This window comes from Stenotrophomonas maltophilia, assembly GCF_006974125.1.
GTDB classification, from domain to species: domain Bacteria; phylum Pseudomonadota; class Gammaproteobacteria; order Xanthomonadales; family Xanthomonadaceae; genus Stenotrophomonas; species Stenotrophomonas maltophilia_O.
In genome coordinates, this window is sequence record NZ_CP037858.1 from 2,168,203 (window position 1) to 2,186,955 (window position 18,753).

Sequence of the window (18,753 nt, forward strand, 5' to 3'; positions counted from 1 at the left end):
TATTGAATTTTCAATATTTTTCTCAAATCAGCCAAATTTTTTGGGCAGGCAAACGGCTCCTAACTGGGCCTAGGTCACAAATTGACACCCCGTTCCCGATGTCCGATACTGCCGGCACTCGGCTCGAGTGATGCATCGCTCGCCGAGACTGACTGTCAGTGCACCGAATCGATCGATGCTGCACTGATGGAACTTTTATGGCGCCCAAGGGCCGGAAGAGTGCTGCTAGGTTCTCTCGTCCGGACGACGTCATCGAAGGTTGGAACTTAGCTTATAAAAATGAACGTTGATGTTGGAAAGGCCGTTACTTACTATGGGTAACGGCCTTTTCGTTTTGGCATCCAACAAGGAATTTGGTGTGGAAAGCGCAGCCATTTGGAAACCCATCCTCCAGCAGATGTTGAGAGGTCAGCCTCCCGAACCTGCAGCTCGGCTCCTTCAGCGGTTGGCCAAGAGCCCCGAGGCCAAAGCACTTGGAGGCTTTGACTACAAGCGGATGGGCTTTCCGCGGTTCAAGAATTTCCTGGATGCCTGCTCCGACGTTCTGGATCAGCACATCAGCGCTCATGGCGACATGCTGGTCTCGCTCCGCGGAACCAAAGTTGATGCCCGCTCGGAGGCAGTGCGTCCGGCTCCTTCTTCAATTCGAAGTGACGTCTGGATAGCATTCTCCAACCCCGATCCCAATCGCATCAGGTTCATCAATCGCACTACCGGCGAGGTCATGCACCACGTCTTGGCTGCCGGCGAAACGGTAGATGGCATCCGCCCGGGCCAGGACTGGGTTCAGATTGAACCGGTGGCTGCAGACGTCCAAGCCTCCTGGATGCGCGAGTTTGCAGCACAGACTGAGGGCGTCAATCCGGAGGACCATGCAGTACTCGGACAGTCGTACAGGACTTACGCCAGCGCCGTCTTCGCAAAGGAACTCGGCCCTCTAGGCAAGCAGTGGACCAAGTTCCGCACTGCAAAGATGGTCGAAGCGATTCAGAAGTGGTCAGCAAGGGTCAACATCGCCCTGGCAACACTCACCCCTGCGGCTACCAATCGTTCAGAGGCAACTGCGGTTGAAGCACCCAAGCAGGAAGCAGTCACCTCTGGCCTGTCTGCCAGAGCGCGGGCGCTCAAGCTCATGGATGCCCTCACCGACGAAGAGATATCCAGCACTCTGGTACCGCTCATGGCTTCGATCATCATGGTGAAGGCACAGCGCTAGCAGGAGATCCAAGGATGGCAATCTTCGTAATCGGACTTCCAAGCAATCTCAGAGCACGCTTCATCGCGGAAGCCGCTCGTCAGGGGCAGAGGCCAGAACTCAGCTTGGTTGTGAAACAGCAGTACCGTTATGAATTCAGTCCTCCCAACGGTCAGTGCGTTGCGGACCTGAACAACTTTGCCATGCAGGAAGCCTGGCCTGACCTTACGGTCGTAGTTCTGCCATACGTAGCCCTCCCCCCGGAGATGAAGCCCGAACTTCAGGTGCTGGCCGATGAAGGCGTCAGGATCATTCGACCTGTTCGTGGCGAGAATGGCTGGCCTCTTCGACTTGTGGGCCAGGAGGCGGACGACGATTTCACTGGCGAGGTCTACAAGGCGCTGGTGGAGCAACTCGGCTGGGCGACTACCACAGCATCCCCCGCCGAGAAATTCCGCAGGTCAGCTCAGAAGTATGGCGACTATCAGATCTTGGGGGATGCCCTGGACAAGTGTGATGACATCCACCACACAAGACACCGATTTCTCAAGACCTCGGCGGAACTCTTGGAGAAGTTTTGCAAGAAGCGCGGTGCCGTCCAGATGGGACTGGCCAGTTACTTTGGTGATCGCGGCGTGGACCTTGCGACGACCGGTGGCGTCAAGACAACCATCTACCTCATGAAGTCGGATCGCATCATCGAGAAGAGGTCATCGAACATGCACCTCAAGGAAGGGGATGCGACAGCGCCAATTGCGTGCCCTCGCATCTACTTCCAGCATCTCGACCGCGATCAGCAGTTCCGTCTGTTCCTCCTCTACGTCGGGCCTCATCCGCCCAAGGATCTCATCCAGATCACGCGAAACGTCCAATGGGAGCATGGCTAACCTGTGCATTCAGGCTAGCCACCAACAGCCGACCGACCGGCAGCCAGGAGAAGGTACTTGCAAGGGAAGGATCTGAGAGATTTGCTTGAAGCACACCCTAATGCCAAACATCACCTGAGCGACGCAAATGACTACCTAGTCAGCTATCGCTTCGACACGGGAACTGAGGTCGCCTTCGACCCACGCACAGTCAAAATGTGCTCCGTTTTCTTGGCTAAGATGCCGCCTGCTGGGCTCTATCACCCCGATGACCTGGTCATCTACGAGGACGACGATGAGCCATCAAGCGCGCTGCGTCGAGTCTCCACCAAACTTGCATCCACTCGTCCCTTGTATCGTGTCAAATTGAAGGACCCCGACCTGGCCAAGGAACTCTTGGACTGGGCAAGGCTGGCCTAGCGGGCCCGCGATTGGACATAGCGCCACGTACAAGTGATCGGCCAGGAGAGAACATGGAACTGAGCTGGGTACAGTCATTGGTCGACAACCAAGTGCAGGAATCACTGTATCTGGAGCTCAAGAGAGGCGATGCCCTCTCGCCTCAGAACAACAGCAAGACAGAGATGATCAAGGACGTCACTGCGCTCGCGCATGCCAGTGGCGGGCACCTGGTCTACGGGATTGAGGAAGAGCCAGTCAATGACATTCCGGCCGCAGCACGACTCCGGCCGATCACTGATAGGAAGCTCAACAAGGACTGGGTGACCAAGGTCATCACCGACAACACTTCGCCAAGCCTCACCAAGTTTGAGGTCTTCGAGTTCCCAGTGGACGGCGGCAGGGTCCTTGTCATCAAGGTAGAAGAGGCTTCCACCGCTCACCAGAATCTTCTGGACTACCGCTATCATCAACGAGTAAACACGGTGTCCCGGTTCATGGCGGACTTCCAAATCCGCGACCTGATGTCTCGTCGCTCATCACCAAGTTGCGAAGTCCGGGTTCGTCTGGAACGCATTACCATCAATCGCGACAACCATGTCTACCGGCTGAGAGTCGAACTGCTGAACACCGGTATGGTTTCAATGGAGAAGTGGTGGATTTCCATTGATGTTCCAAAGGAATGCCTCGCTGGACTGACGTATCCTCAATCGGAACTGCGAACCCACCCCCGCTTCGGCAAAGTTGTGCGCGAAGTTGATAAGGGCGGCTTCGACTTCATCAGGTTCTCCTGGGGAGACCCCTTCTTCGATGGCGATCGTTACATTCTCCACCCTGGGCAGTCACTAGATTTCGGGCCGAACAACGACTCGATCCATACTCAAGCCCCCCTGCCCCCCATAGTTGTCGAGTTCAATGACCGAATCTTCCGCAGCTTGGTACATCGAGCGCCGGAGCTGCAGTGGACGCTGTACACCAACCATGGACAACCCGTCTCGGGCTCGTTGCCATTCGAGCAGTGGTGCAACTTCTGAGTGAAGGACCCGATTTCCTTCTAGCTGGAGTGCCTCACTACGACTAAGTGCGGCACTCAAGAGATAGAGTAACCGTCCAGAGCAAGCGAAGCCGGCAGCCGCTCAAGTGTCAGATTGGACTTAGGAGATGTCGATGGCCTCGGCAGTACTGAATGTGCCTGGTCATGTTGTCGCGCGGTCGGCCACAGAGCAGTTCCAGTCTGCCCTCCGTAGTGAACGTAGCTTTCGGTGCCAGACTGCGAAGCTCAAATAGCACTTATGCCTCTCTAGGACTTGGCTGCCGCGACCACACAGCAATACTATCTGCCAGCGAATGAGACTGCAGTTGGGGGGAGTACACCATCCGGCCAAAGTGCCGTGAATGTGACGGGTGCCCCCTGAAGCACGCTCCCGCAGTTCCCCGCAAGTTGGTCTAGGCAGGACATGACGGCGCATTCCAACCGCGAGCGGATGAGCGGAGCCACACTAAGAAGATTACTACCGATCTCCGCATACAAGCGGACGCTACAAACCGTCAGGCCTGGGACCGTTTGCTGATCTGGAACTCTGCCGAATGGACGATCCACCCGGACTGGATTTTGGGTGGTTACCGTCATAGAGTTCTGCCAATTACAGGGGAAGTAGTGAGACAGAAATGTCAGATCGTTCGATCTTCGTTGCAAAGCTGGACGACAGGGCAGTAATTGAGGCCATCAGGAAGGTCCAGATGGATTTCCCCAGCCAACTTTCGGTGGTGTTCACTAGCCAGTTTGGCGAGGTGTCTGGTGAGGATCTTTCCATGTACATGGAACCGGGTAGCCTGGCACTGCTTAACGTTGAGCTTGCCATGGACAAATGCTCATGGACATGGTTCCGACTTGGCCCCCCTGATTCCAAGACCTATCCACAGGCTGCGGAGTACGACAGGATCGCGTTTAGTATTAACCAATACCAGACGCTCGCTCCGAAGGAAAGATCGGTTGCTCTTGGCGTTGATCGAATCCTGAAGCTAGCCTTTCAGCAGCCGTTGACCGAGATCGACCCTTCTTTGCCACTCAATTTGGCCACGGGTCGCGAGGTACTTCAGGCGCTACAGACGGCATCTCAGAGACTCCTTACAGAGACGGCGGAACATCGGACGAAGCTGGAGATCGACTTCGCGGCCAGGGAAGCCGCGCGGGAGGAACGCTTCAGCCAAGTTCGCCAGCAGGATGAGGACCGCCTCCGTCAGGAGCGAGAAGCCGCGCAGGTCGCACATGCAGAGCGAGTAGCCGCGCTGGATCTTCGCGAAGGTGAGCTGGACTCGCTTAAGAAGACTCTGGACGATCGCAACAACACTCACGTCAGACGTCAGATCCGCTCCAGTCTCCTTGATCTTACTAAGGAGCGCCTGCTGAATTTTCGCGTTTCCCCCGAGACCCGAACCCAGTACATTCTGGTGCACGCGGTTTGCTCGGCGGGCATCTTGCTCCTGTTAGGGCTCGCGGCGGTCACGGCTGTCGAGTTCGATAGCAAAATGCCACCGACTGCATTCGCGCTCTCTGCCGCACGATCCCTGCTGGCTGGTGCGGCCGCAATCGCCTTGGGTGCGTGGTATTTGAAGTGGTTGAATCGATGGCTTCAGAGGATCGCCGACGCCGAGTTCAAGTTGCAACAGTTCCGCCTGGACATTGAGAGAGCATCTTGGTTGACCGAGACGGTCTTGGAATGGAATCAAAGCTCTAAGGAGCCGTTCCCAGAACTCTTGGCGAGTCGCCTATCTACTGGCCTGTTCCAATCGACAAAGGACGATGTCGAAGACCCGCAGACGCCGGCCAGCCAGCTTGCAGAGGCTCTATTGGGGTCCGCTGCATCGGCTCGGCTAAAGCTCGGCGATCAGGAACTCTCACTGGATCGCAAAGGAATCCGCCAGCTCGAGCGCCCGGATGCCAAGTAGCAGCCGGCCCCAGCTTTGCCAGCGCATCTCGCTAGAGCTCAGCCCTGAACTGAATCGCTGTTTCGAACGGGATTGATAGACGGGGGCAGCCCCCCCGCTCCGCCTACTACGAAGAGCTCAACAGATGGACTCGTTTGCCCCGCCGCTCATTGATCGCTGCTGCCTGTGTGGATCAACAGAGGCACTCTCAGGAGAGCATAAGATCAAGGCATCGGCATTGCGATCGGTGTTTGGCGACCAGAAGGCGGTGATCGTTCGCGAAGGAGGAGGCTTCCGGCACGCTCAGAGTTCGAGGTCAAAGGCCTATCACTTTCAAGCTCGAGTGTGCGAGCCATGCAACAGCGCTCGAACGCGGCCGGCAGACCTTGCCTTCGACGAGTTCCATGCCGTGGCATCCGACCTCGCCAGTCGTAGTCATGACCCAGCCGACGTCACGCATGACCCTAGATTCAGGGACGCCTCTGGGGAACTCTACTTAGACGTATTCAGATACTTCGCAAAGTTGATGTGCTGCCATCTCGCGGAGATCGGCGCGCCATTTCAGGATGAGCTTGCGGACTTCGCAATCGGTCTTAGGGATCGCAACATCGTGGAACTGAGAGTTGACCTGGATGAGGCATACAAACGCCTGCAGAACGAGCTTCCAGCGATACCGTATGCTGCACATGGCGGCCTGATTGTCACTGGAGACAAGGATACGCTAGCTCCTACGTCATTCTACTCGACGCTTACGGTTGGGCCGATACGCTACTGCTTCCGCGTCAGCTACAGCGAACAAGGTCAGGCGAACCTCATGCATAATCATCCGGAGTTCTATGACTGGTGCACCAGTAAGATCGCTGACCTCATCGCCAATCCATTGAGTGTAGATGCCCGGCAGTTGCTCGGCCTACCTCCCGATCCGGATGACCTGCCTCCAGAAGCGTGAGCCGCCCTATCTAGGCTTGCTCTCGTGTCTTTCCAGCAAACAGTTCTAGAACGCTCGCCTCGACCACTCGGCAACAACAGCCCTCAGCTCCATTTTCACCTCGACGATTCCGTCTCTGGTGATCAAGTCCCCCACATCCGTCACCCCAGTTACTTGGCGACGTAGGGTGCTCAACTCAAACCCGTAAGCGAGGGCGATGGTCGCAGCCAGGTCCTCATCCGAGGCAGTGCCTGGAACACGTACCCGCGGCAGTAAGTCCATCAGTTTCTGCGCATCTCGCCTAAGGGTTGCCTTCTTGGCGACCTTTGGGGGCATGGTCACAGCCCATCCGTACCGCGCCCGAACGAATCCGACCCAGACGCTCAGGTTGGCTCGCGAACCAGGTGCCGAATCCAAGTACCTCACTAGATGCTCTTGCGCAAAGGGACCGCCTAGATCGGCGGCCTCACAGAACGCCTGTGCCGTCCTCAGGTACTGGGCTTGGGTCCTAGTCGGCTTACCTGCCAGCCATGTCCTGTAGTCAGTCAGATATCTGGCCCACGGTTTGGATGCACTCTCCTCCAGACCACGTTCGATCAGCGCGATGTCACGAGCTCGGGCACGAGCATTCTCGTCAATCTGGAATCCGTAGCGCTCACAGATGAAGCGGGTCACGTTCAAATTGGCCCTCAGTTGCTTGGAGTCGAATAGACGGAGCAGATCGGCCGCCACTATCGGCTGATGGGTGCCAGCATCCAGGTCGATGGCACGAAAGAACGGTGCAGCTCGGACAGCCTTCTTGGGAAGTCCGCCAGTAGCCAGGTTCCTCGCGAGCAGCCATTCGCCAAATGCGGTGTATAGGGAAGCGACCCACTCGCGTTCAATGGTTGCCGCGCACAGCGCAACCTCTCGCCTGAGGCGTGCGGCGATCGAGCATGAATCACAGCGGGCCGCTCCGGCGCCCTTAACCGTTGAACCACAGTCTGGACACGTGTGTTCGGCTGGCTGGTCACCGCCACATCCGATACACAGTGGCCTACCCTCTTCAGTGACCGAGACCACCTTCCTGTACCTCCGGCATCGCACGCAGGTGGCATGCGTGTGCTTGTTCAAACACGATGGGCAAGCCTTTAGGTTGTCTGGCAGGTGTGCAGCACCTGCCAGACGCTGACTTGGCCGCTTGCAGATGGGGCATTCAATCTCGGGCGTGGTGTACGGGAAGCACGATGGGCACACGAAATGCTCATGGGTGATGGGTGATCCACCGTCGGGGCCAGGCGTGGTATCCCGGATGATGCGCGCTTCGGGCGCCGGCTTGTCACACCTGATACAGCGCCTCTGGTTACGAAGACAAGCACCACAGGATGGAGCTTGTGGCTCTGACGCGTGATGCACCACTGTCCCGCTGCATGTTGGGCAACTGCGACTCACAAATTTGCTGCTATAGCATGTCCCGCAGTACTCACTACCCTTGTACAGCTTATGGGCATTGATCATCGGGGCGTAACAGCCGTCGCAGGTTCGGCGCCCCTGCTTATCTGTACTCATTGCTTCTTCCAATCATCTTGAACAACACATCTGCTCTCATCTCGCGCCATCCACTGACGCGCTTTCGCTGAGCCTCACCTGCGGACCTCAACTCGGCCCGACTGGAGATCGGCCCGCGGTTGAAGCGCCCCACAGAGAGCTGCTCCGCTAACCGCCTTATCCAGGGGGGCATCTGTTGGCGAAAGCACCTCTGGGTCACCCCCATTGACTCACCCATCGCTACCAAGCCAGCGGGTCCAAGATCCAGCAGGTGCGAGAGCAATTCCATGTCCGCGTGACGATCCGGCACCCTGCGCAGTTCGATCCGCGGCCCTCGCTCTGGCCCCATGCCCATCGTCTTGCAGACCGGCTTGAGTGCGTGGAGAAGTACATCGCTCCCCCAAAGCACCTCAGCTCCGGAACAGAAATGACCATTGAACTCAATTTCGTTGCTGGGATCCATCAGACATCTGAAGAGGAATGACTGCAGGGGCAAAGCGTGCATTGCCGCCGTGGCGGAAGTGATTAGGAACCGATTGCAGTACCAACATCTACGAAGATCAAATCCATGTCGATGGGGTTGAACCACCGCCCCGCAATAGGGGCATGCGTCCTGCAGAACCCTTTGATGTAACGGGCAAACTGTCCAGAACGACAGTCGCCACTGGCGTAGATACGCTCCATTCTCCTCCAGGCACTCCGGGCAGAAAGTTAGACCGTGTCTAAGGCGAGTCCGGTGATACACGCCCATGCTGTTGATCCAGTGGTAGACCCCTTGTGGCGGATCGCAAGTGCGCCGTGTCACTGCGTTCCATTCGCCAAGGGTGAGTCCATAAAGCATCTGTAGAGATCTTCCTGACGGATACGTCAAGCGCTCCAACAGTGCTTCGGATGCGCAGACATCAACATCCCTGGTCCAGACCTGAAAGCCAGGCGCATGGAGCGCCATGAGCTTGTGAGACGAAATTCCGTAGGCGATTGCGATTCGAGCCAAGTAGCTGGAAAGAAGTTCGTCTGGCACGTGGGGCGGCCAGACGATGCGCATGATCAGATCTCGGCTAGAGCGCTAGCGTGAGAAGCGCTCTCTTGGGCGGCCCTGATAATATCGATAGTGATCCTCTCTTCGCCGGAACTGATCGCCATGGCTGCTGCGCTACGAAGCAGGGTCACGGTTCCACCAATGGCCTCCCCGCCTGCCGAATGTAAGACCGGCGCCAGCGCCTCTCCCGCCAACCCAGAGGGCTTGGCCAGGGGAAGCAGGCGCTCATAGGTGTTGAGGAAGTTCAGATACGGCAAGTCCATGGCCCACTTGGGCATGGACAAGGCACTGAATCGCGATCGCATCTGGGCATCGAAGGCCAAAGCATGAACTGCCGCCTCGGTGCCGGCAGCAACAATACTTAGATTCAACTCATTGCTGAGCTTACGGATGCCAGCCAGAACATCCGACGTCCCCTTCCTGGCAAGAGCAACGTCATTGAATTCATCGATTGCGAGCACGCGCACCTTCAGTACGCGAAGGACGGAGACCACCATGGTGTATTTGGCGCTGGCCGGGTCACCTCTACGGTGAGTAGTCGCACAGCGAGTGAGCACCTCTGACCAGAGTTGGGATAGGTCCGGCTGAGCAGGCATGTTGATCCGGAGCACCGGGAGGCTAGTACCCCCGTCACCCAGTTGTACCGCAGGATGGCGCAACTGGAACTGCCGGAGGAGTGCCGTCTTGCCATTGTCGCCTCGAGCCACAATCAACCTGCACGGCGGCCGCTGTGTGGAGGGGTACACGATGAGTTGATCCAACTCATCCAGCACCGCCATTGCCTTCGGGTACCCGATCCAACGATCTTTACGGGCAACTGCGATGCGTTCCTCGTTGGATGCGCCCATGTAAGCAGCGACCTGATCATGCAGATGGGGATAGCTACTCATCAGTTGATCTCTCCAATTTCAAGGACTTCGAGCGGCTGCGAGAAGATGTTGCGGTCAGGGACCTTCGCTGCTGACTGGTGCGGCGGCGGCGTGGCTTGCGAGCTTTGCGCGGACTGGGATCCAGTCGAACTAGGCTTTTCCTTGGGGGCTTTCGCCGCTTGGCGGCGAGCAGCCTTGGATTTGGCTTTGGACTCCTCGATCAAATTTCGATTGCTCTCAATGCTCTGGAAGATGCGCTCCTCGTCTACAGCATCCCTACCTTCAGCCTTTATTCGCTTCTTGGCCTCACGTAGTTCGCCAGCAGATATCGCCGGATGACCCATGTTTCGATAGGGAACAGCAAAGTACCTTTCGGAATTCGGATCCAAAAAATAGATCTCACTGATGTTTCGAGGATCTCTTGCGAAGATGAACTTGCGTTTCAGCTTCGGGTTGTCCTCATCCGTCGCCCCAATGTGGCGATCAAGAATTGGGTCATAGTAGAAGACATTCTCAATCCGCACGCCGTACCGCTGCACCGTGACTTGGAAGTAGGGAAGGAAGTCCATACGAACCCGATCTGGATCTGCCGGCAGCATTCGACCCACACCAGGCTTTTCATCGCCCAGGATCGCGTCCTCCCAAACCTTGATGGGGGCTGCGTCGAGCTGACTGTGGACGCCTTGGTGATAGTTGTTGACGATGAAGTTCACCAAGTAGTGCTCCACTTCCCTCAGGGTCAAGCTCGCCTCCTTCTCGGAGTCATAGTTGCCCTTCTCCTGGATGTTGGAGAATGTTGCCCCCGGCACTTTCTTCATTTCAGTGGCAACTACCCCCATATAGCGCTCAATGTGACCGCCATAGTTTGGCTTCTTGACCGGCCGCCACTGCATGATGATCTCATTGGCCTCACAGCCCCTGTTCACCGCCTTACACTTGAACTCCCTAGCGTTGTCAGCATGCAGGGTCCCGATCTGACCCCACACGGGCCAGTCTCCCTCTACACCTAGTTCGCGTAGATACTCGTTCTTCGTGTTCATCGCGTGCGATATACACATCGCGACTGACGTTGCAGAGGGTGCGTCCAAGGTGACGTACAGACCAACAACGGCTCGGCTGAATACGTCAATGGCCAAAGTAAGGTATGGACGGCCGATGGGTTTGCGGTGCTCCTCGTCGACGACCATCACGTCCAACGGCGTGTGGTCGATCTGGACCACTGCCAGAGGAAAGTCAGCACCAGGGAAGGAACCTCGGATGGGCTCGTACTTGTCACGCGCCTTGTCCTTCTGGCCACGGCGACGCAGTGCTGTAGCTGGCCGGATGTCGGCGATGCGATTGCGAACAGTGTTGGGATGCGGCGGATCAATCTTGGCCACGCGGCAGCGGCGCATCACCTCATCCACGACCGACTTCGGGCTCGGCTTCTGTTTTTGGAGGTAGAAGTCCTCGATAACCGAGGCAATCACTAACTCCTGGTCCGCCTGCAGAAAGCGTGTACCCCTATTCCGTCCGCGTCGAGTTGGGACCAAGGCCGCTACGTGCTGATGGTCGTGATAGAGCGCCAACCACTTGTAAAGCGTGGAAGTGTTGACGCCGGCACTCAACGCCGCTGCGGCGACTGATGACCGGCTTCGGCGAGGATTGTCCAGCAGGGGCTTGATAGCTTCAAAACGCCGTTGCGCCACTGCCCATAGATCATCTGAGAAGTGGTGAACGGAGAAGTTAGGTGTCTCATCCCCGTCTTTCACCTCCAGAACTCGGGACATAGTCTCGATTCGAAGCCTGGCAACCTTTTCGGTCTCGACGTCTTCGGCCAAGACACTGTTGATGTCCAAGGAACGGGTAATCCGGTATCGGCGCTGGCCAACCATGACCTCTACGCCAGGCGAGATGTTGATGAAGTTTGAGGAGACCATGTCTTACTCCACCAACCGAATCGGCATCCGCATGCTGAGCGGCTTGGTCAAATCGATATCGAACTCGCCCGCGGCTACCATCTGCCAAAGCGCGGGAATCGCTTGCGCTTGCTCTTCCTTCGGCCAATAGGCGGCTGCGAGCAGGCCTTGGGGTGTTGTGGGCCCCACTGCGGTGGCGGTGTACCTCAACTGCGCTTGGCGAAGTAGAAGGGGTGCCAGATCCCGATAGCGCCTCAGGAACTTCACGTTTGCCAGGTAGGGCGTGCGGATATGCCGCTCAGTGACGATCTTGAACTGCCAGTCCCGCAGGCGACAGTGGGCCACCGCCGCCTTGAAGCCCGGGCGCAGAGACACCCAATCAGCCCGCAGCTTCTCGATCGGTTTGACCTCAAATACGACCGTTGGGAGGACATCTCGATCGTACTCGGCCATCACGTCGGGGGTGTAGCGACGCACTGAAGCCTGATGAATGTACGTAAGGGAGAAAGGCTGCTCCTTTACGGACATCACTGTCCGATCAAAGTCCAGGATGAGAAGCAGGTCCCGCTCCAGTGAGGACTCGAAGCCCGCCATCCCGCCACCTTCCAAATTGACCTTCCCGGTAAGGGCCCGGTGGCTATTTTTCAATTTTCGAACGGGGGAATGGGTACGCAGTCTGCTCATTTGATGTGTCCTGCAATGCAGTCTCGTTATTTGTTGTGTATGGTCGCGCTCTCTGTTGTTGAGCATAGACGGGGTGCGCTTGATTCTAGGGCGCTAACCGGCCCTTTTTCGCGATACCTGTCTATGATTTAGCTAGAAGTGACAGGGGCAACCCGCCCTGCCCCGGTGAAATCTCGCTGGCCCACCATGGAGTCCTCTTCCTTGATGAGCTTCCAGAGTGGAACCGCAGCGCGCTGGAGACCCTGCGCGAGCCACTGGAGTCCGGCCACATCCGCATCGCCCGCGCGGCACGCAGCGTGCAGTACCCCGCGCGGTTCCAACTGATCTCACTAGTGCCTGCGGCCCGTATCATTTAAGACATTTTTTCCTTTTGTTTCATACAGATAGAAAAATGACTGCTCATTTAGAGTGGTCATACAGCATGAGATGACTGCCAGCATCGCTGATGAACTACCGCACAACAGATGCATCACCTCTACAGCTAACGTCGTCTTGATCACGACGAACCAGCCATCTATCCAACGTTGCAGGCTAATGCCCAGCGTCGCGGTGCGGAGCTGCTCGGATCATTTGTGATGGATTTCCCCTTCCAAGCCCAATGACGCCGTGAAATCCATCGCCGGCGCCTTCCCTATAAGGCTTATTGCGGCAGGGCATAGAGGCCCAGTAGTCACTGTTGTCCCCTTCATTGTTTATAGGTCCTGAAGGGGTCACACCACGTTGTTCACTACCAGCCACCACGTGTCGTTGAAATAGAATGCAGACGTGCGGCCGGCAGGCAGTCGGCTGCCAGACCGTCGACCGAAGCGGGGCTGTTAGGCCTCCCTCGCACCGAACGGTCGAGATGACATGAGCATCGCCCGCCTATGTAGGCCAACTATTTATTCAATCGGCGCATCGCTGAGGGTGCGGTGAGTGAAACGGGAGTAGCATGACTCATCTGCTCCCCCAGGCCAGAGGGATGATCTACCCAATCGCCAGTGACGCCACCAGCCTGGAAGGACCTGCTCTGCGCGCGTTTACCAAGATGGCAGAAGTTTGGAAACTAAGCGCTCATGAGCAGTCGGCAATCCTGGGTAGGCCCATCGACGTTGCTTGTGCACAGCTAGAGGCGGGAGTGACTGACGGCCTTTGGCCAGAAACACTCGAGCGAATCAGCTATGCGCTCGGCATATACCAGGCACTGCACATCCTCTTCCCTGATCAGCAGCAAGCTGACAGCTGGCTACGACGCCCCAACAGCGCAGCACCATTCAAGGGGACCCCGGCCTTGGCCTTCATGTGCTCTGGTCAACTCAACGACCTTGCCACTGTTCGTGACTATCTAGAGGCCCAGGGAATCGCCGCCTCCCTGACAGCTCCGACGACGTCCAGCAGTCTGTGACCGAGCACCGCTAAGAAAGTCGGGACTATAACCACCACCTCGTCACAACCACCAAACCGCATAGCCGATACGTGAGACGAACGAAGACGATGGATCCTGTTCATTTAGCAGTCTTTGATGGCTTACCTTCTGTGCCCGCCAGGCCTGTCCAGAACAAATTCTTTCCAAATCCAGTCCAGTTGGCATCGTTCTTAAGAGCCGCGTAAAGTTCTGTAGAGACAGGATAGTCCACTGGGGGATGGAGCATGCCGATCGAACGTATTGTTATCGATAACTTCAAGTCTTTTCGTCACCTCAATCTGCAGCTCAATGCGCACATGAACCTTGTGGTTGGTGACAACGAGGTGGGAAAGTCCACCTTGCTGGAAGCGATCCACGCAGTAATAACTGGGCAGCTGTATGGTCGCAACCTCACCTACGAGCTCACACCCTATCTTTTTCACCAGCCAACGGTGAAGGAGTACTTAGCGGCTCTGCGCGCAGGAACGCCTGCGTCACCGCCCAGGATCTCCATTGAAGCCTATTTGGGGAACGATCCCGCGCTGGCGTCCTTGCGCGGCACCAACAACTCATTAGGTCTAGACAGTGCAGGCGTCCGATTGCTGGTCGAGCTTAGCGACGACTATCGCGAGGAATTCAACGCCTACCTGCAGCAACACCAGGGCGCGACCAGCCTCCCAGTGGAATACTACACGGTGCGCTGGTACTCCTTTGCCAACAACGGCGTCACCGCTCGTACCATCCCGTTCGATTCAACTATCATCGACACCCACGGTATCAAGACACTGTCCGGAGCCGATCGCTATATCGCCAGCATCATCGAACAGGCGCTTACCCCAGCGCAGCGCGTTTCGCTATCTTTGAGTTTTCGCCGCATGCGGCAAAGCTTCTCGGAAGAGGACGACGTGGCCGCCATTAATGCTTATCTCACTCAGCACACAGGAGACATCAGTCACAAAGCACTGACGGTTGGCGTGGACTCTTCACCGCGCTCAACGTGGGAAACAAGCTTGTCACCGTACCTGGATGAGCTTCCTTTCACCCAAGCTGGCAAGGGTGAGCAAAGCGCAGTAAAGATGAAGCTGGCTATGCATGCTGCAGGGTCGGCGCATGTACTGCTAATCGAAGAGCCGGAGAACCACCTCTCCTTCTCTGGCATGAGCCAGCTGATTGACAAGATTTCAGCGCTCTCCACGACGCAGCAGGTGGTCATCGCAACCCACAGCAGCTTCGTTCTGAACAAGCTGGGCGTGGACAACGTGATCCTGTTCAGCGCCCAAGGCCAGATGAAACTGGATCAGTTGCCGCATGATACGCACGATTACTTCATGAAGCTTCCTGGTCATGACACGTTGCGACTGATTCTGGCCAAGCAGGCAATTCTGGTGGAGGGCCCGTCCGACGAGCTGATCGTGCAACGTGCCTACTTTGATCACCACGGCGTAGCGCCATTGGCGCGCGGCGTGGACATCATCTCGGTCAAATCACTGGCGTTTAAACGCTTCTTGCAGATTGCGGAGCGCCTGCGTATTCAGGCCAGAGTCGTCACCGACAACGATGGTGATATCGCGCTGGTGCAAGAGCGATATGCCGACTTCCCCAATGCCATCTACTACGATTCTGACGAGAGCGCCCCATCGTTGGAAGAGCAACTCATTAAAGCCAACTCATTGGACGAGCTGAACACCGTGCTGGTCAAGTCATTCGCCGACGAGGTGGCGTTGCTCAAGTACATGAAAGGTCACAAGACCGATACGGCCCTAGCCATTTTCAACAGCCCCCATTCGATCACTTTCCCGGACTATGTCCAGCGTGCTATCGCCTAACCGAGTACTGCTTTCGGCAGCCGGCTCTGGCAAGACTACCTTGCTGGTTCGCCAGGCATTGGAGCGGCCACAGCGCCGCGTCGCTATGCTCACCTATACCTTGGAGAATCTCGAAGAGATCCGACGCTCATTCGAGGCCCAAGCCGGCGCGGTGCCTGCGAATGTCACGTTGTATAGCTGGTACGGATTTCTGTTACGCGAGTGCATTCGACCCTATCAGGCGGCATTGTGCCGCGAGCCAAGGGTCGAATCGATTCTGTTTGTTGAAGGACGGACGAACAACCGGGCACCCCGCTCGCATGTAGCCCGCCACTACCTGTCAGGCGACCGGATGTATTCGGATCGGGCTTCCGATTTCGCCGTTCGGTGCGATGAGCTCACTCAAGGTCAGGTCATCTCGCGCTTGGCGAACATGTACGACGAAGTGTACGTTGATGAAGTGCAGGACTTGGCTGGCTACGACCTAGATCTTATTGAGCGCCTGTTGAAGAGCCCGATCGGCGTTACGCTAGTGGGCGACACGCGCCAAGCGACCTACGCCACCAACTACGCGCCTCGGTACAGCCAGTTCCGCGGACCGAACTTGGCGACGTTATTCCAGCTTTGGGAGTCGCAAGGCCTGTGCCAGATCGATCACCGCCTCACGAGTTTGCGATGCGTGCAGGCCCTGTGTGATCTGGCCGACGCGCTCTATCCGCAGATGCCCCGGACCCAATCAGGCAATGATCAGTTGACCGGTCACGATGGCATCTACCTTGTCGCGCCCGAGCATGTCACTGCGTACATGCAGGAATTTGCCCCGACCGTGCTGCGGCATGACCGACGGCAGGCGTGCGACGGCCTACCAGCGATGAACTTCGGTCAGTCCAAGGGACGCACCTACAGCCGGGTCCTCATCTTCCCTAATGGGCCTTTGACGCAGTACCTGCGCACTGCAGATGCGTCACGCATAACGGCGCCACCTAAGTATTACGTGGCCTTTACCCGGGCGAGGCAGAGTGTGGCGTTTGTGTATAACGGCACGTGCGCGCTTCTGGGCCACCAGCTCTATACGCCTCAATCCTAAACGCCTTAGCGGAGCGGTAGCTCGCAGGACACGCAGCAGACCTCGATTCCGGACAGGTACGTCCGGAGATGGGATCGCCGCCCAGACACTTGCATCCTACAAGAATAGTTGTAGGATTTAGACATGAAAGATGATTCCGCCGTCCTCGCACTCTCTGCGCTCGCCCAGTCTGATCGCCTAGCTGCATTCAGGATGCTGGTTCGTGCTGGCCCGGATGGCATGCCCTCCGGCGAAATTGCGGAAGCTCTCGCGATCGCGCCACCACGCATGAGCTTTCACCTCTCGACCTTGGAGCGAGCTGGCCTGCTGCGCTCGTGGCGAGACGGGCGGCGCGTGCTGTACGCCGCTAGCTATGAGCACATGCGCCAACTGCTCGCGTTTCTGACTGAGGACTGCTGCTCCGGGACTCCCGAGATTTGCGGTGACCTCTTCAAACTCGCCCGCCCATGTACCTCGGAGACCTGCGGATGAGCCTTATTCAGCCCTTCAACGTCCTGTTCCTATGCACGGGCAATTCTGCGCGATCGATACTGGCGGAAAGCGCCCTGCGGAGTATTGGCGATGGCCGTTTCAACGCGTTCTCTGCCGGCAGTCACCCCAAGGGCGAGGTCCACCCGCTGGCGATTGAGACGCTGCACGAGGCCAACTACCCGGTCGAAGGCCTGCGGTCCAAAGCATGGGAGGAGTTTGCCGCGGCAAGTGCCCCCCGCATGGATTTTGTCTTCACTGTCTGCGACCACGCTGCTGGCGAGGCGTGCCCACTGTGGCCCGGGCGACCATTGACGGGGCATTGGGGTATCGAGGATCCCATCCGCGAAGCTCACGGGGAAATGTGGCAACGCGCCGCCTTCCGAAAGGCGCTGATGTACCTGGAAAACCGCATCCGAGCCTTCGTCGCGCTGCCACTCCATACGCTGTCTCGAGCAGCATTGACAGCGCAAGTCTGCGCAATTGGCCAGCTCGAAGGCACTTCGTTCTCCCGACCAGACATTGCTTGAGGGATCCATCATGACACTAACGATCTATCATAATCCGGCCTGCGGCACGTCCAGAAACGTTCTGGAAATGATGCGCCAGTCGGGCGAAGACCCGCAGGTCATCGAGTACCTGCAGTCACCGCCGACGCGCGAGAGACTTGTCGAACTAATTGCCGCAATGGGCATCACGCCTCGCGACCTCCTGCGCAAGAAGGAAACGCCATACGAGGAGTTGGGCCTGGACAACCCTGGCCTCACCGACGACCAGCTGGTGGACGCGATGATGGCTCATCCCATTCTCATCAACCGTCCAATCGTGGTCTCCGACCGTGGCGTTGCATTGTGCCGACCGTCTGAGAAAGTGCTCGCACTGCTGGCGAACCCCGTGTCTTCCTTTACCAAGGAAGATGGCGAGATCGTTACAACCGGGACGTCACCGTGATTGATCGCATTGCGGCAGATCTGCCAAACATCGACCCCACACAACTTGCGCCGATCGACGTAGACGCCCTCATCGGGCTTGGCGACCCGATCCATCCACCGCGGATGCTCATCCTCTACGGCTCACTGCGTGAACGCTCCTTTTCCCGCCTGCTCGCAGAGGAGGTCGGTCGGCTTCTACGCTGGTACGGCTGCGATGTGCGTATCTTCGATCCGCACGACTTGCCATTGCCCGACGGCGCGTCTCCCGATCATCCTAAGGTGAGCGAACTTCGCGAGCTCGCGTACTGGTCCGAGGGCATGGTCTGGGTCAGCCCTGAGCGTCACGGCGCCATGACCGCCATTATGAAGGCTCAGATCGATTGGATACCTCTGGCCGACGGTGCCAAGCGACCGACACAGGGCAAGACTCTGGCCGTCATGCAGGTTTCCGGCGGCTCGCAGAGCTTCAATGCAGTAAACCAGCTACGTGTACTTGGCCGATGGATGCGAATGGTCACCATCCCGAACCAGTCATCCGTGGCCAAAGCCTTCCAGGAGTTCGATGAGGCCGGGCGCATGGAGCCATCGGCCTACTACCAGCGTGTCGTTGACGTATGCGAGGAGCTAGTGAAGTTCACCTGGCTCGTACGAGGACGCGCAGCCTACCTCGTTGATCGCTATTCCGAGCGCGTTGAGAGCGCCGATGAGCTTTCCAAGCGCGTCAATCAGCGCTCTATCTGACTT

General features: G+C 57.4%; 17 protein-coding genes and 1 pseudogene. 14 read left to right on the top strand and 4 right to left on the bottom strand.

Annotated features, from left to right (window positions below):
• Positions 1-289 precede the first annotated feature (289 nt).
• From EZ304_RS09905 to EZ304_RS09930, 6 genes are all read left to right on the top strand, one after another.
• The gene (locus EZ304_RS09905; protein WP_142806927.1) at positions 290-1,216 is read left to right on the top strand and encodes a hypothetical protein; all 927 of its coding nucleotides are present in this window, start codon (positions 290-292) and stop codon (positions 1,214-1,216) included.
• Positions 1,217-1,230: 14 nt separating this feature from the next.
• Positions 1,231-2,082 carry a hypothetical protein gene (locus EZ304_RS09910; protein ID WP_108751167.1) on the top strand — a complete coding sequence of 284 codons (852 nt, stop codon included), beginning with the start codon at positions 1,231-1,233 and terminating at the stop codon, positions 2,080-2,082.
• A gap of 57 nt (positions 2,083-2,139) precedes the next feature.
• On the top strand, positions 2,140-2,481 hold the full coding sequence (locus EZ304_RS09915; protein ID WP_108751168.1) for a hypothetical protein: 342 nt from the start codon (positions 2,140-2,142) through the stop codon (positions 2,479-2,481).
• 53 nt (positions 2,482-2,534) lie between these two features.
• Positions 2,535-3,494 carry an AlbA family DNA-binding domain-containing protein gene (locus tag EZ304_RS09920; RefSeq protein ID WP_142806928.1) on the top strand — a complete coding sequence of 320 codons (960 nt, stop codon included), beginning with the start codon at positions 2,535-2,537 and terminating at the stop codon, positions 3,492-3,494.
• A gap of 634 nt (positions 3,495-4,128) precedes the next feature.
• Complete coding sequence (locus tag EZ304_RS09925; protein WP_142806929.1) at positions 4,129-5,409, top strand: hypothetical protein; 1,281 nt, start codon at positions 4,129-4,131, stop codon at positions 5,407-5,409.
• Between the two features lie 124 nt (positions 5,410-5,533).
• Positions 5,534-6,337, top strand: a complete 804-nt coding sequence (locus EZ304_RS09930; protein ID WP_142806930.1) for a hypothetical protein — start codon at positions 5,534-5,536, stop codon at positions 6,335-6,337.
• 1,513 nt (positions 6,338-7,850) lie between these two features.
• Here EZ304_RS09930 and EZ304_RS21285 read toward each other — a convergent pair.
• Genes EZ304_RS21285 through EZ304_RS09950 form a run of 4 tightly spaced genes read right to left on the bottom strand, consistent with a single transcriptional unit; the run spans position 7,851 to position 12,243 of the window.
• Complete coding sequence (locus EZ304_RS21285) at positions 7,851-8,888, bottom strand: TniQ family protein (RefSeq protein ID WP_142806931.1); 1,038 nt, start codon at positions 8,886-8,888, stop codon at positions 7,851-7,853.
• Between the two features lie 2 nt (positions 8,889-8,890).
• On the bottom strand, positions 8,891-9,772 hold the full coding sequence (locus tag EZ304_RS09940; RefSeq protein WP_142806932.1) for a TniB family NTP-binding protein: 882 nt from the start codon (positions 9,770-9,772) through the stop codon (positions 8,891-8,893).
• Positions 9,772-11,670 (bottom strand): Mu transposase C-terminal domain-containing protein, encoded by a 1,899-nt coding sequence (locus EZ304_RS09945; protein ID WP_142806933.1) that lies wholly within the window; start codon positions 11,668-11,670, stop codon positions 9,772-9,774. The genes EZ304_RS09940 and EZ304_RS09945 overlap by 1 nt, the downstream gene beginning before the upstream one ends.
• A gap of 3 nt (positions 11,671-11,673) precedes the next feature.
• A complete protein-coding gene (locus EZ304_RS09950; protein ID WP_142808090.1) occupies positions 11,674-12,243 on the bottom strand; it encodes a TnsA endonuclease N-terminal domain-containing protein in 570 nt (189 codons plus the stop codon).
• Between the two features lie 236 nt (positions 12,244-12,479).
• On the opposite strand from EZ304_RS09950, the pseudogene EZ304_RS09955 reads away from it, so the two are divergent.
• The 8 genes and pseudogenes from EZ304_RS09955 to arsH form a co-directional block, all read left to right on the top strand.
• Positions 12,480-12,662 (top strand): annotated as a pseudogene (locus EZ304_RS09955) (ATP-binding protein); the annotation flags it as partial.
• A gap of 602 nt (positions 12,663-13,264) precedes the next feature.
• The gene (locus EZ304_RS09960) at positions 13,265-13,717 is read left to right on the top strand and encodes an antitoxin Xre/MbcA/ParS toxin-binding domain-containing protein (RefSeq protein ID WP_235648920.1); all 453 of its coding nucleotides are present in this window, start codon (positions 13,265-13,267) and stop codon (positions 13,715-13,717) included.
• Positions 13,718-13,962: 245 nt separating this feature from the next.
• Positions 13,963-15,543: an ATP-dependent nuclease gene (locus EZ304_RS09965; RefSeq protein ID WP_114618990.1), complete on the top strand. Its 1,581-nt coding sequence runs from the start codon at positions 13,963-13,965 to the stop codon at positions 15,541-15,543.
• A complete protein-coding gene (locus EZ304_RS09970; protein ID WP_114618991.1) occupies positions 15,521-16,609 on the top strand; it encodes a UvrD-helicase domain-containing protein in 1,089 nt (362 codons plus the stop codon). Before EZ304_RS09965 ends, EZ304_RS09970 begins: the two co-directional genes overlap by 23 nt.
• A gap of 123 nt (positions 16,610-16,732) precedes the next feature.
• Complete coding sequence (locus EZ304_RS09975; RefSeq protein ID WP_099484974.1) at positions 16,733-17,080, top strand: ArsR/SmtB family transcription factor; 348 nt, start codon at positions 16,733-16,735, stop codon at positions 17,078-17,080.
• Complete coding sequence (locus EZ304_RS09980; protein WP_114619015.1) at positions 17,077-17,607, top strand: arsenate reductase ArsC; 531 nt, start codon at positions 17,077-17,079, stop codon at positions 17,605-17,607. Before EZ304_RS09975 ends, EZ304_RS09980 begins: the two co-directional genes overlap by 4 nt.
• A gap of 10 nt (positions 17,608-17,617) precedes the next feature.
• Positions 17,618-18,028: an arsenate reductase (glutaredoxin) gene (arsC, locus tag EZ304_RS09985; protein ID WP_142806934.1), complete on the top strand. Its 411-nt coding sequence runs from the start codon at positions 17,618-17,620 to the stop codon at positions 18,026-18,028.
• Complete coding sequence (arsH, locus tag EZ304_RS09990; RefSeq protein WP_142806935.1) at positions 18,025-18,750, top strand: arsenical resistance protein ArsH; 726 nt, start codon at positions 18,025-18,027, stop codon at positions 18,748-18,750. Before arsC ends, arsH begins: the two co-directional genes overlap by 4 nt.
• Positions 18,751-18,753 lie beyond the last annotated feature (3 nt).

Excerpts from the sequence above, each read along its gene's own strand:
- EZ304_RS09905 (WP_142806927.1), top strand. The coding sequence starts at position 290 with ATGTTGGAAAGGCCGTTACTTACTATGGGTAACGGCCTTTTCGTTTTG.
- EZ304_RS09910 (WP_108751167.1), top strand. The coding sequence starts at position 1,231 with ATGGCAATCTTCGTAATCGGACTTCCAAGCAATCTCAGAGCACGCTTC.
- EZ304_RS09920 (WP_142806928.1), top strand. The coding sequence starts at position 2,535 with ATGGAACTGAGCTGGGTACAGTCATTGGTCGACAACCAAGTGCAGGAA.
- EZ304_RS09925 (WP_142806929.1), top strand. The coding sequence starts at position 4,129 with ATGTCAGATCGTTCGATCTTCGTTGCAAAGCTGGACGACAGGGCAGTA.
- EZ304_RS09930 (WP_142806930.1), top strand. The coding sequence starts at position 5,534 with ATGGACTCGTTTGCCCCGCCGCTCATTGATCGCTGCTGCCTGTGTGGA.
- EZ304_RS21285 (WP_142806931.1), bottom strand. The coding sequence starts at position 8,888 with ATGCGCATCGTCTGGCCGCCCCACGTGCCAGACGAACTTCTTTCCAGC.
- EZ304_RS09940 (WP_142806932.1), bottom strand. The coding sequence starts at position 9,772 with ATGAGTAGCTATCCCCATCTGCATGATCAGGTCGCTGCTTACATGGGC.
- EZ304_RS09945 (WP_142806933.1), bottom strand. The coding sequence starts at position 11,670 with ATGGTCTCCTCAAACTTCATCAACATCTCGCCTGGCGTAGAGGTCATG.
- EZ304_RS09950 (WP_142808090.1), bottom strand. The coding sequence starts at position 12,243 with ATGGCGGGCTTCGAGTCCTCACTGGAGCGGGACCTGCTTCTCATCCTG.
- EZ304_RS09960 (WP_235648920.1), top strand. The coding sequence starts at position 13,265 with ATGACTCATCTGCTCCCCCAGGCCAGAGGGATGATCTACCCAATCGCC.
- EZ304_RS09965 (WP_114618990.1), top strand. The coding sequence starts at position 13,963 with ATGCCGATCGAACGTATTGTTATCGATAACTTCAAGTCTTTTCGTCAC.
- EZ304_RS09970 (WP_114618991.1), top strand. The coding sequence starts at position 15,521 with ATGTCCAGCGTGCTATCGCCTAACCGAGTACTGCTTTCGGCAGCCGGC.
- EZ304_RS09975 (WP_099484974.1), top strand. The coding sequence starts at position 16,733 with ATGAAAGATGATTCCGCCGTCCTCGCACTCTCTGCGCTCGCCCAGTCT.
- EZ304_RS09980 (WP_114619015.1), top strand. The coding sequence starts at position 17,077 with ATGAGCCTTATTCAGCCCTTCAACGTCCTGTTCCTATGCACGGGCAAT.
- arsC (WP_142806934.1), top strand. The coding sequence starts at position 17,618 with ATGACACTAACGATCTATCATAATCCGGCCTGCGGCACGTCCAGAAAC.